The sequence below is a fragment of the Calditrichia bacterium genome (genome assembly GCA_020634975.1).
In the GTDB taxonomy this organism is placed as follows: Bacteria; Calditrichota; Calditrichia; order RBG-13-44-9; family J075; genus JACKAQ01.
Map to the genome: position 1 here is coordinate 1,481,039 of JACKAQ010000001.1, position 12,309 is coordinate 1,493,347.

10 protein-coding genes are annotated in these 12,309 nt (G+C 46.0%); 3 read left to right on the plus strand and 7 right to left on the minus strand.

Going from position 1 to position 12,309, the window contains the following annotated elements; genetic code table 11:
• Positions 1–24: 24 nt before the first annotated feature.
• Positions 25–2,097: a response regulator gene (locus H6629_06025; protein MCB9067348.1), complete on the minus strand. Its 2,073-nt coding sequence runs from the start codon at positions 2,095–2,097 to the stop codon at positions 25–27.
• Positions 2,098–2,205: 108 nt separating this feature from the next.
• On the opposite strand from H6629_06025, the gene H6629_06030 reads away from it, so the two are divergent.
• A complete protein-coding gene (locus H6629_06030) occupies positions 2,206–2,415 on the plus strand; it encodes a hypothetical protein (GenBank protein MCB9067349.1) in 210 nt (69 codons plus the stop codon).
• Between the two features lie 18 nt (positions 2,416–2,433).
• Here H6629_06030 and H6629_06035 read toward each other — a convergent pair whose 3' ends face one another.
• Positions 2,434–3,582 (minus strand): FIST C-terminal domain-containing protein, encoded by a 1,149-nt coding sequence (locus H6629_06035; protein MCB9067350.1) that lies wholly within the window; start codon positions 3,580–3,582, stop codon positions 2,434–2,436.
• Positions 3,583–3,846: 264 nt separating this feature from the next.
• On the opposite strand from H6629_06035, the gene H6629_06040 reads away from it, so the two are divergent.
• Positions 3,847–4,068: a hypothetical protein gene (locus H6629_06040; protein MCB9067351.1), complete on the plus strand. Its 222-nt coding sequence runs from the start codon at positions 3,847–3,849 to the stop codon at positions 4,066–4,068.
• Between the two features lie 44 nt (positions 4,069–4,112).
• Here H6629_06040 and H6629_06045 read toward each other — a convergent pair whose 3' ends face one another.
• Positions 4,113–4,508, minus strand: a complete 396-nt coding sequence (locus H6629_06045; protein MCB9067352.1) for a hypothetical protein — start codon at positions 4,506–4,508, stop codon at positions 4,113–4,115.
• 228 nt (positions 4,509–4,736) lie between these two features.
• Complete coding sequence (locus H6629_06050) at positions 4,737–8,000, minus strand: PD40 domain-containing protein (protein MCB9067353.1); 3,264 nt, start codon at positions 7,998–8,000, stop codon at positions 4,737–4,739.
• 236 nt (positions 8,001–8,236) lie between these two features.
• Here H6629_06050 and H6629_06055 point away from each other — a divergent pair, with 236 nt between their 5' ends.
• The gene (locus H6629_06055) at positions 8,237–8,617 is read left to right on the plus strand and encodes a hypothetical protein (protein MCB9067354.1); all 381 of its coding nucleotides are present in this window, start codon (positions 8,237–8,239) and stop codon (positions 8,615–8,617) included.
• Here H6629_06055 and H6629_06060 read toward each other — a convergent pair.
• The 3 genes from H6629_06060 to H6629_06070 all read right to left on the minus strand — a co-directional run bounded on the left by H6629_06060 (position 8,572) and on the right by H6629_06070 (position 11,972).
• Positions 8,572–9,939 carry a TolC family protein gene (locus H6629_06060; GenBank protein ID MCB9067355.1) on the minus strand — a complete coding sequence of 456 codons (1,368 nt, stop codon included), beginning with the start codon at positions 9,937–9,939 and terminating at the stop codon, positions 8,572–8,574. The two genes, H6629_06055 and H6629_06060, sit on opposite strands and share 46 nt — an antisense overlap.
• Before the next feature lie 152 nt (positions 9,940–10,091).
• Positions 10,092–10,415: a hypothetical protein gene (locus H6629_06065; protein MCB9067356.1), complete on the minus strand. Its 324-nt coding sequence runs from the start codon at positions 10,413–10,415 to the stop codon at positions 10,092–10,094.
• A 156-nt stretch (positions 10,416–10,571) separates the two neighbouring features.
• The gene (locus H6629_06070; protein MCB9067357.1) at positions 10,572–11,972 is read right to left on the minus strand and encodes an HD domain-containing protein; all 1,401 of its coding nucleotides are present in this window, start codon (positions 11,970–11,972) and stop codon (positions 10,572–10,574) included.
• Between the last annotated feature and the right edge of the window lie 337 nt (positions 11,973–12,309).

Genomic DNA, 12,309 nt, shown 5'->3' on the forward strand with positions numbered 1-12,309 from the left:
AGCTTTATCGATTCTCTGTCGGATTTAACATGCAAAAATGCGTTTTAATTCCTCAATTTGCACCGGTTTGGTGATGTAATCGTCCATCCCAACCTGAAGGCATTTGTTGCGGTCTTCTTTCATTGCGGAAGCAGTAAGGGCAATAATTTTGGGCTGACGGTCTGTATCTATGCTTTCGCGGATTTTGCGGGTTGCTTCCAATCCGTCCATTTCCGGCATGTGAACATCCATCAAAATAATGTCGTAATCCTGCCGCAACATAGCGGAAACAGCCTCTGCACCATTGCTGGCAACATCGGCACGGTAACCCAATCGCTCCATAATCCGCAGTGCGACCTTCTGGTTTATGCGGTTATCCTCTGCCAATAAAATGCGATGCGGATAAATCGTCGCAAAGTTTTTGTTCATTCCCCTTTTTTGCACAGCTTCCATATCCGGATTTTCTCCGGTTAGCATTGCAGTAACAATCTTGGACAGCTTGTTGAATTTTACAGGTTCATTGAAAAATTCAGCTGTTTGGAAAGGCTTCATCTCGCTGCGGTTTTCAATAAAGTTTATCGGCGTTAACAACAGAACCGGCAACGATTTACAATCGATGAACCGTTGAAACATAACGAATTCATCGGGAGCCGTATTTTTGGTAAAAAGCAAATCAATTACCAGCAAATCAATGGTGTCGCTCAACAATGGCAGCGCAGTTTCGGCTGAATCTGCGGATAACACCGTCATCCCAATTCGGGACAAAAAGTTGCACAGTGCCATTCTGGCAAAAGAATTGTTTTTTATAACCAAAGCGGTGCAGTTTTTGAATGACGCGGGTACCGAAACCAGCGATTCAAGCGCAACATTATTTGCGGTGCAGTTAATGGTAAAATGGAAAATGGAGCCTGCATTCACTTCACTTTCTACCCACATTTTTCCACCCATTAACTCACAGATTTTTTTGCTGATAATCAACCCCAAGCCGGTACCGCCGTAAACCCGGGTAGTTGATGAATCCACCTGGCTGAATGGCTTAAACAGCCGGTGCAGTTTTTCTTGCGGTATCCCGATACCGGTATCGCGTACAGAAAACTGAAGTAAATTGGTTCCATCTTCATTTTTCTGATTGCCGACATGAACGACAACTCCCCCGGTAGATGTGAATTTTATGGCATTGGATATCAGATTAACCAAAACTTGTCGAATTCGGGTGACATCGCTGTTAACCATCTGCGGGACATTTTCGTCCATCTCGTAAACCAGCACCAGCTTTTTCTCTGTTGCAGCATGTGTCAGCAGGTCAATCGCATCTTCCACACATTCGTGCAGCAAAAAGGGATGTGATTCGATATCCAGCTTGCCAGATTCTATTTTGGAAAAATCCAGAATTTCATTGATGATTGTCAGCAGCGTATTACTGCTATTGCGAATTATTTCGACAAATTCTCGCTGCTCCGTATCCAGGTTGGTTTCCAACAACAAGCTTGTCATCCCAATAACCCCATTCATCGGTGTGCGAATTTCGTGGCTCATATTTGCCAAAAATTCGCTTTTCGCCTGTGTAGCTTCTTCTGCACGAATGCGTTCAGCAAATTCATGTTGCAGATTTTGCTGCATCAGCTTGGATTCATAAGTATGGGTCAATAAGGATGACAACAATTTGAAAAATGTCACTTCATAGTTACTAAATGAGTTGTATTTAATCCCATTGGTTACGATGAGAACGAATTGCGAATGATTTACTATAAAAGGCACATACATTGACTGGTCGGCAATGACGATTTCTTGAAGTTGCGGCTCACATTGAAATGTGGTTGTTTTACAAATAACTTCGCCAATTTCAGATAGCTTTTTCCACTTATGATCAGCATCAAGCGTCAGTTCCCAAATCGCAGCACCCGAATATCCGAATGTGTTGCTCAATAAAAATTGTGTGAGAAGTCCGGGTAACTGCGTTGCTGTGGCATGTGGTGTTTGGGTTGCAATAAATTTGAGCAATTCGGTAAGTGCATTAACAGTCCATTCTGAATAATTCTGGAGATCAATTCGTAATTTTTGTTGAATCAGGTCTGCATATTCCGTCATGCGAAGCAGATCTTCATTTGCGCGTGCCAAATCTATATTTTGTCGCTTTACTTCACGCGAAGTGTCTCGCAAGCTTTGTATTAATGTCAAATGGGATAAAAGGACATCCTGGTATTGTGTCGCGTTCGGAACTTGCAAATGCCAAACCAACGTAGCCAGTTGGCTAAAGGCATAGCTCGGCCCAATCGAAACAATAACTCCGGCGGTTCGATCAAGTATTTCACCGAAAGATTGTTTGAACTCTTCCAAGTCTCCGGTGAATACGGCAAATATTTTTCGCCGAAGATCGGTTTGGGTAAGGTTCGGTTTGAAAACAAAAGGAACCGGCGGATTTTCAACCGTGGATAGATATGAAAAACTCATTTTTTATCCAAAAAGTGTAACAACGTACGTAACATTGTGAAAGTAGGAGCCGGAATATGTGCCATCATCTTTTTGCAGCGGTGCAATTTCGCCGTAGGATGGAAAACCAACCAAAGGTAAATCCTTAGGGAGGAATGCAGATAATTTTTCAACTTCTTCATGGGTTCGGTCTCCCAAAATCCATTTTCTCCCGGCACAACTGATAACCACTGCGCAAGTGGGGTTAAACTCAAGCGATGACATCTTATCTATTGCTTCATTCACACCTTTAATCACATTGTCACGCGTTGCATAACACACCTTAACAGGTGTTCCCTCATCAACGCTGCCAAAATAGGTAATTGCACCGGTATCCGCATCCATTTTAAATGGGGAACGTTGGACAAATTCGTTTGATTCTTTATCCATGTATGCTGCAAGTGTAATAACACCCAAATCTGCTTTAGATGGCGGCTGCCCAAACTGTTTGGTGATAAATTCGGCAGTGGATACACCACTGATTTTATTGATTTTATTGCCTTCGCAGTCTTCTACAATTGCAGCTTCACCAATTGGTTGCCAACCACTTGCCAGGCTTATTTTAAATGGGAAATCGCCGGACATGCATAACATCCCGATGGCATCTTCATACATTTTTCCATTGGCAAGCACAATACCACGTTGGTAGCTACGGTCATCACCCGTGAGTCCGCCGACACATGGGATGGAGAGTTCAGAGCGAACACCTTCTACCATTTTTGTGCCATCTGCAGACAATCCGGCAAACAGGAATACCAACCGGGCATCGTCGCCAACTGCATTCCGGATGCGACTTGCGCATGCTTTACCGGCATCATAAGAACGGTTTTGCAGGTTTTTTTCGATTTCCATATGCCATTTTACTTTACCGGCAGAATGAAATCCCATCGCGCAGACACCGACATTTTCAACCCGATTGGTTTCGTAAAACCCGTCGCCTGTACCACCGATAATCTGCACATCTTCTGTCTCCAGCCCACTATAAATTCCTTCATACAACTCTGTAAAGTCCGCATAATGAACGGAAGCGAGCAAAATGATTGCTTCCGGGGCGATGCTTTTTAATGTCTCGCCTATTTCCAATCCGGCTTCGAACGGATCGATATTGATAGTACTAATCGATTTACATTTCATTTCACACCCCAATTCTATTGACTTAACACTGTTACATCTACGCTTAGAGACATGTTATTCAATGTCGTAATGTTCTTAAATATCTTTAATCAACATATTGAAATTTAATTTTTGCTTTGCTCATGGAAAGCACACTAATATATAACTTATACATATGTGACAGTTTTTGAATAATTCGGATAACTATTATTTTTGAAGCGCATCTAATTTTTCTGGAAAGCATGTTTTAGAGATAGTAAAACTTGAAATTCACTCAGGATTGGTATGAACAAATATCTAATGATTGCAGCCGCATGCCTGACACTCGGCCTGGCACCGTTTTCTCCGGAACCGCATATTTTTGGAAAAATTCGCTGGATAATGGGTGGCGGAGTGGGGATGAGTCTTCTTGACTGGTGGGACACTATTATGCACGGTACCCCGTGGGTTGTGTTGATCGTTGTTGCCGTTAGCGATTTGATCGCGAAAATAAAAAAAGCCGGGTAATTTCGCCCGGCTTTTTTCAAAAAATTGGATTTATTGGATTACGGCTAATCTTTCACCATTGCACCGATGATGGCGCCGGCAGCCGCATATTCAACCATGCTGCCCAAAAACCAGATTAAGGCCATTGTGTAGGGAATTTCCATCACGGAATATGAGCCGTAAGCAAAAGACATTGCCATACCCAATCCGATGACCAGTGTATATTTCAGCGCGTTTGCCATGCTTTTCACTGAAACCATTTCAGAATACACATAGACTAAAGTAAGTGCGGTTACCAGCGTTACGAAATACATCAGTCCCATTTTCATTTCAACCTCGGGACGCCACATATCCTTGGTTGCCTCATATGCATCTGATAAAATGACAACATGAATAACAAAATCCAACGCAGACCACACCAAAAATACGACAATTCCCGTCAAACCAACTTTCTTCAACATAGGAATTCCTCCTTTTGTTTGTTCTCAGGTTGCCTGAACTATTGCGGATTTAGCAGCCTGGTCAGAAATTACGCGCATTGAGCGAAATAAACAAGAGGCAGAACAAAAAAAGATATACAAAAATATACCTTTTTGAAATAAAGGTCAGTTTTTCAGAGATCGTGCAAAAAAAAAAGGGATAGCCAAGCTATCCCTTTTTTCATACGAATTATATTGTTTTTTAACAGCTTAACGCACCGGATACGGCGGGATTTCCGGCAGTTTTGCATCGTGTAATTTCAATTCTTCGAGAATGACTTCGATGGCTTTGTTGAGCTGCTGGTCTTCGCCGGCGTATTCTTTCATGGGGTCGTTATCCACGAAAATATCCGGATCGACGCCATAGCCTTCGATGATCCAGTTTTTGCCATCCAATGAAAAAGGCGCGAATTCCGGCTTGCGCAAATCGGCGCCATCCACAAACGGCAGCGATCCGCGAATACCGACAACGCCGCCCCAGCTACGCTTGCCGATCAGTTTGCCAAGCTTGTAATGTTTGAAGCGATACGGGAACAAATCACCGTCCGATGCGGAAAATTCGTTTACGAGGCAAACCATCGGGCCCATGTGAATATCGCCCGGATCAGGGCGTGTAGTGGTGTTGCGGGACATATCAACCATTGCGATTTCCCGGCGCAGGCGCTCGATGAGCATCGGCGAAACGTTGCCGCCGCCGTTGCCGCGCACGTCGATAATCAAAGCTTTTTTGCGCATTTGAGGATAAAAATGTTTCACAAATTCATTCAATCCGTTCGGTCCCATATCGGGAATATGCAAATAGCCCACTTTTCCGCCGGTTGCTTTTTCCACTTTTTCGATGTTCTCGCGAACCCAGTTAAAATAATACAGCGATGCTTCATCCGCGATGGGCGTTACCAGCACGTCGCGCGCGCCGGTGGCGGATGCGCTGCTGTTCACCGTCAGCGATACGGTTTTGCCCGCAGCGTTCAACAATGATTCATAAATATTGGTCATATTTGCGGTGGATTCACCGTTCACTGCCAGAATAAAATCGCCTTCTTTTACGTTCACGCCAATTTCGGTGAGCGGCGAACGGGTGGATTTATCCCAGTTTTCGCCGTCCAGAATTTTGGTGACACGGAAATAACCGGACGCATCTTTCGCCAGTTCGGCACCGAGCAGACCGGTGCGCACGCGATCCGGACGCGGACGATCGCCGCCGTTGATGTAGGCGTGCCCGACGTTCAGTTCACCGATCATTTCGCCGATCAGGTATGTCACATCATTGCGGTGATTGGCATACGGCACAAGCTGCGCGTATTTGTCGTGAACCGCTTTCCAGTCCAGCCCGTGCATGTTCGGCGCGTAGAAAAAGTCGCGCATTTGCCGCCATGCCTCATCAAAAATCTGTTTCCATTCGGCTTTGCGATCCAGATCCATCTGCATATTCGAGAGGTCTAAATATTTGTCAACACTGATCTTACCTTTCGGCAAATCGATGATGGCATATTTGCCGCCGCTGCCGATCAGCATTTTTTTCAGATCAGCAGAAAGTTCGTATCCGCCGTAATTGCCGAGTTCGGTTTCTTTCTCTTTGGAGAGGTCGTACATCAGCAGAACCGGTTTTTCATCCTTGCTGCCGTTGCGATTGTAATACACAACGCCGTCGATGCAGGAAATATTGCCGTAGCTCGCCGCCATCACCGGCAGGGCGATGGTGCGGTCTGCCAATCCGTCGATATCGACGGTAACGGTCACACCGGCCGGTTTTTCGTCGGCTTTTTTGTCATCTTTCTTTTTGTCTTTGTCGCCGGATGCGGCTTCGGTTTTCACCGCAACTTCGTCATTTTTCAGTTTGAACGGCGAATCTGTGGCTTTCGCCAGCGTCATCAGGTACACTTTTTCCATATCCTGATAAGCGTGGTTCCACTCCGTCCAACTGTATATCGGGTTGAAATCGCGGCTGGATGCAAACAGCAAATATTTGCCGTCGTTGCTGAACGCGGGGCTGTTGGCGCTGTACCAATCGTCCGTTACCGGATACGATTTTTGCTGCGCCACCGAATACAAATGGATGATGCCGTGGTTACGTTCGGGATCTTGTTTGGTATATGCGATCCACGAACCATCCGGTGCCCAGGCGTATTGGGTAATTTCCCACGCGGTCGCCTGATCCACCAGCGTCACTTTTTTCGTGGCAATGTCCACATAGCGCAGGCGCAGTTTGTTATCGCCCCAAAGTAGTTTTTTGCTGTCCGGTGACCAATAAATTTGATAATAATAGCAATCCGCGCCGCTGGTGATTTGCTGGGCTTTGCCCGAGCCATCCTGCGGTGTAATCCACAGTTCGTTTTCACCGGAAGCATCGGAAATGTAGGCGATCCACTTGCCGTCCGGCGACCATTTGGAATTGCGTTCGTGAACGCCGGATGTTTGGGTGAGGTTACGGGTGATGCCGTTTTCCGCCGGAACGGTGAGCACTTCGCCGCGCGCGCCGAACAACGCACGTTTACCATCCGGTGCAATTTCGTAATTGGTAACTTCGTCGCTCAATTCTTCCAATCCGCCGCGACTGGCGGTAAAATCTTCGTGAATCTGAATCGCTACTTTGGCGGAAGTTTCGCTCGCCAAATCAAACCGGTGGATGTATCCGGCTTGTTCGTACACCACCGCATCCGGTCCGAGCGACGGAAATTTGATATCGAAATCGGTGTAGTTGGTGTGCTGTTTGGTTTCTTTGGTGGAGAGGTTGTACGAATACAGGTTCATCCGTCCGGTGCGATCGGAAATGAAATAAATTTTGCCGTTGTTCGCCCACATCGGGATAATATCCTGTGCGGGGTTTTCGGTGATGTTTTGCAGATCGCCGGATTTGAAATCGAGAATCCAGATGTCATCTGCCATGCCGCCTTTGTAGCGTTTCCAGGTACGGAATTCCCGGAAAACGCGATTGTATGCCATTTTGCTGTCGTCCGGCGAAAACGAGCTGAATCCGCCGCGCGGCAGCGGCAATTCTCTCGGCAACTCGCCAGTGGTTTTCACGGCATACAATTGCCCGTTGAACGAATTGTACGAACGCATCCGCGAGCGGAACACAACTTCGTTGCTGGTGTTTGTCCACGTCATTACAATGTTGTTGGGACCCATCCGGTCGGCAATATCATCGCGATTGAGCGTTGCCGTGAAGGTAAGCCGGGTGGGAACGCCGCCTTCCGCGGGAATCTGGAACACTTCCGTGTTACCGTCATACTGCCCGGTGAAAGCAACGGTTTTTCCGTCCGGCGAAAAACGCGCGAACATTTCATATCCAACATGATTGGTTAGCTTGCGAGCAACACCGCCGGATACCGGAACGGTGTACAAATCACCCGCATAAGTAAAAACAATCTGTTTGCCGTTGGTCGTCGGGAATCGCAACAGCCGTGCTTCTTCCTGCGCGACGCCCATCAGTGTCAACAGCGCTACTAAAATCAAAATTAAGCGCAACTTCATCAAGAGCCTCCTGTACTGTTTGTGCGAAAAAATGTGAATAATTACGCAATACTAAAAAAGACAGACGTAAGAATTTAACGATTTGTTTTGTGAAATAATACTTTTTTACAAGTTCTTGCTATGACTTTAACGAATCATTTTTCTCGTTTTAGTAATTGCAAAACAAAAAATACTGTTTTGAAAAATGAGAAAATTTGCAATTTGTTCCACTCTTATCTATAAAAGACGGGTGGAACATGGTAGAAAGCGTATATTTGGGAATCTTTTTGTTGTTGGCTTGCATCACTTACAATCAGCGGATGTGGATTGGCAAATTAAAATTTTCGATAAAAGCAACAGCGAAACCGCAAAAAATGTTACCGGAAGAACGGCTGGTCCGTTTTTGCAGGGAACGCGGTGGCAAAATCACCATTTTCCAGGCGGCGACAGCGGCGGATATTTCCGAATTTGATGCCGAAAACCTGCTCAACCGGCTCGTTGAAAAAGGCTGGATGTCTTGCTATACAAACAAAACAGGCACATTGATTTACGCAATCAACATGCCTGTTTTTTCAAATTTATCTTCAGATAATTATAGTCTTTCCAACGCCGACTGGACGCTGCCCAAAGCTTCCTGAAGCTGGGTGTATGCGATCAGCTGATCGTATTCGGCAGAAACCAGGATCCGCTCTGCATCCGTCAAATTGACTTGTGCTTCGCGCAAATCCAGCGATGTTCCCGACCCCAACCGGTAGCGTTCTTCCGCTAAACGGTATTCTTCCCGCGCCGCTTCCAGATTTTGCTGATTGATTTCCACAATTTCCTGCAAATCGCGATAGCGCTGATACAGGGTGGAAACATCTGATTTCAGGGTGCGTTTGTAATCTTCCAGTGCCAGCCGTTTGTTTTTCAAATCGATTTTGGCATTCTGGTAATTGACCATATCCTGAAATCCGTTGAACAAATTAAAATCGACGCTGACACCAACTGCTGTTGTCCAGTTGCGATCAAAATTGTTGTAAATTTTTTCAAATTCGCTGTTGCTGCGGTTGTAGCTGAAAAAACCGGATACGCGGGGCACAAACACGCTGCGGGAGATCGCAACATCCAGCTCACCGGTGCGAACATCCATTTGCTGGCGCATCAATTCCGGCTGGTCCGCGGTTGCCTGTTCCAGCATTGTGGCAAGCTCCGGTAATTCAAAATTGAACTGCACATTTTTTTCGATTTCCAACGGTTCGTTGGGATCTTTGCCGAGGGAAATATTCAATCGTTGGCGCGCCTGGTGCACGGCGTTGCGCTGCGAAATCTGCGAAATTCTATCGTTACCCAAATTCACGCGGGCGCGATACACATCCACTTTGGCAACCGAGCCGATCTCGAACATTTTCTGGGTTTTGTCCAGGTTATCCTGGCTGCGCTGAACAGCCAACTGGTTCACTTCCAGAATTTTTTCCTGCTTCAGCAGATCGAGATAGTTTTGGGCAACCGTGGTAATGGTTTGGTTAATTTGGGCATTCATGCCATGAAACGCGGCATTTTTGCTGGCTTTGCCGCGACGAATACGGTTCCACCAACCGCCGCCGTCAAAAATATTCTGGCTTACGGAAAGGCTGAATGAGTGGCTGTTGAGGTTGGCTTTATCCTGCAAAACAGACACCCGCTGAACAATGGTATTGCCTGCGGAATCTATCCCGACAGGTTGAAATTCAATACTTTCACGGGGACCGATTGTCCTTCTGGATGCATCAAAAGAGGTAGAAACAGACGGCAGGATGTTGCTGTAACTGCTGAGATAATTATTATCTGCGATTTCCGCAAGGTTTTCGCTCGTAATAATATTGATGTTTTGTTTCAGGGCAATTCGAATACAGTCTTTCAGGGTCAGTTTTTGCTGGCTCCACCCCGCGGTGGTCAGCAAGGCACAAAGTAATACAATCGTTTTCCACGATAATTTCATAGTTTCCTCCGGTTTGATCTATTTTGTTGTTGTCCCGTTTTAACCGCCGAAATTCGGCAACTGCTCCGTAAAATGCCAGTCAATTCGATAAACGATGGAAAAGAAAACCGGAGTCGGTTATGTCAAAAAAAACAAAATTATCCTGCGGCAGTTCACGATCGCCCGGTGAACAGGCGAACAAAAAAACGAACAATTTTTTGCCACACGGATAACGACTGGTTCTCTGCCCCCGGCGCTTCCGCATCGCCCGCATTGCCGGATTCCGAAATCATTTCCAGAATTCCGTCCAGACTTTCCGGTTGCTTATCCGCACCTGCGGGTTTTTTATATACTTCCGTTTCGATTACCGAAGCTGCCAAATTTGCGGCATCTTCATCTACTTCAGCAATGTGGTCCAGAATATTTTCCAATTCTTCGCGATCTTTGCTGTTTACATTTTCTCCTGATTCCGAAAGTTTGCGTTTGGTCTCAGCCATTTCAAGAATCCTTCCATGCTGTGAATGTTGACGAAATTAGTGCGCTATTGTTTCAGCAATTTTTTTGTTTGCTGATAAACACTGCGGTTTTTGCACACCTGACACCTCATTATATATTGGATATTTATTCATTTTCCAATAAATAATTCGTGATCTTTATTGTAAAAAACTATCTTTTATTTTCAAAAAATAGGCATAGCATTCATCATACGTGTTAGCTACATCGCCATCGAGGATGGCTTCAACAATTGCCTGCTTAATTTGACCCACCACTTTTCCGGGTGGAATGCCCAGCAATTTCATGATGTCGTCGCCGGTGAATGCCGGTTTAAAATTGCGCAGTTTATCTTTTTCTTCAACCGTTTTTATCCGCGAATCCACCCGGTCAAAATTGGTCAGATAGCGTCGCACTTTATGCGGATTTTTTGAAGTGATATCCGCCCGGCACAGCATCATCAAATCGTCGATATCCTCGCCGGCTTCCACCATCAATCGCCGGATGGCGCTGTCGGTCACATCATCTTCCACCAATTGGGACGGTCGCATGTGCAGGCGCACCAGTTTTTTTATTTTTTTGATGGAATTAACGGACAATTTCATGCGCCGACCAATGCGTTCCACCATCCGCGCACCCAATTCCTCGTGTCCGTGAAAGGTCCAGCCGGTGCCTTCCGCAAAGCGTTTGGTTTGCGGTTTGGCGATGTCGTGCATCAGCGCAGCCATGCGCAGCTCGAACTCATCTGTGTTTTGGCTGATGTTGTCCACAACCTGTAACGTGTGATAAAACACATCTTTATGATGATATTCCTGCCGTTGTTCCACGCCCGCAAGCTGCTCCAGTTCCGGAAAAATGATCGCCGCAACGCCGGATTTTTTTAACAACTCCAACCCGATAGAAGGTTCCTTCGCCAGCAACATTTTCCGAAATTCTTCGGTGATGCGCTCCTGCGAAATAATCCGCAGGCGTTCGCGCGTTTCGCAAATGCCCCGGTAAGTTGCCGGATCGATATCAAATTGCAACGTAGCGGCAAAGCGGATTGCCCGCATAATGCGCAGCGGATCATCCGAAAACGTGACATGCGGATCCAGCGGCGTGCGCAACACCCTGCGTTCCATATCGGCGATGCCGCCAAAAATGTCGATCACTTCGCCAAATTGTTCGGGCGAAATGTGCATCGCCAAACAATTTATGGTAAAATCGCGCCGGGTTAAATCCGAATGCAAATCTGCCCGTTTCACTTCGGGATTCCGGGAATCGGCGACATAATGTTCTTCTCGTGCGGCAACAAATTCCAGCCGCCAGTTGTTGTGATTCAACATCGCTGTGCCGAATTTCGGGAAAACCACAACCTCGCTCCCGCGAAATTGCTTTTTGAAAAATCGCGCAAAACCCACGGCATCACCGACAATCACAAAATCGATATCGGTTTGCTCATTCCCAAGAAACAGATCGCGCACATATCCGCCGACGGCGTATGCTTCTACACCAAATTCTTTGGCCGCACTGTGAATATTTTCGAGAATCGATTTACCCGCTTTTACGGCCAACCGAACCATGCTCCAACACCTTCTTTTCTGCCATTTCCAAAAATTTGACCCGTAATTTACGGTATTCTCCCCAAAAATCACAACAGAAATGGTGTTTGCTGCGTTGCAAGCTATTGGCAGAACGGACAACAGAATTTCCAACTTGTTATTTTCACTCAAAAAAATTTATCGCAATTGGAATATTATACAAAAATCGTGCAATTACTGCGGAACATTGCACCAATTTTACAGGTTAAATTAGGAGATACGACTTCGAAAATAATATTTCAACACTTGCGAACGCGATTCCAGATTTTTTAAAAAAGCATTAACAACTGCCGGCGGTAACCTGCATCTGAAACGGGCG

Bases quoted from the DNA above. Each gene is read 5' to 3' on its own strand.
- H6629_06060 (MCB9067355.1), bottom strand. From the start codon at position 9,939: ATGAAATTATCGTGGAAAACGATTGTATTACTTTGTGCCTTGCTGACC.
- H6629_06070 (MCB9067357.1), bottom strand. From the start codon at position 11,972: ATGGTTCGGTTGGCCGTAAAAGCGGGTAAATCGATTCTCGAAAATATT.
- H6629_06030 (MCB9067349.1), top strand. From the start codon at position 2,206: ATGCCAAACCAACGTAGCCAGTTGGCTAAAGGCATAGCTCGGCCCAAT.
- H6629_06055 (MCB9067354.1), top strand. From the start codon at position 8,237: ATGGTAGAAAGCGTATATTTGGGAATCTTTTTGTTGTTGGCTTGCATC.
- H6629_06050 (MCB9067353.1), bottom strand. From the start codon at position 8,000: ATGAAGTTGCGCTTAATTTTGATTTTAGTAGCGCTGTTGACACTGATG.
- H6629_06045 (MCB9067352.1), bottom strand. From the start codon at position 4,508: ATGTTGAAGAAAGTTGGTTTGACGGGAATTGTCGTATTTTTGGTGTGG.
- H6629_06035 (MCB9067350.1), bottom strand. From the start codon at position 3,582: ATGAAATGTAAATCGATTAGTACTATCAATATCGATCCGTTCGAAGCC.
- H6629_06065 (MCB9067356.1), bottom strand. From the start codon at position 10,415: ATGGCTGAGACCAAACGCAAACTTTCGGAATCAGGAGAAAATGTAAAC.
- H6629_06040 (MCB9067351.1), top strand. From the start codon at position 3,847: ATGAACAAATATCTAATGATTGCAGCCGCATGCCTGACACTCGGCCTG.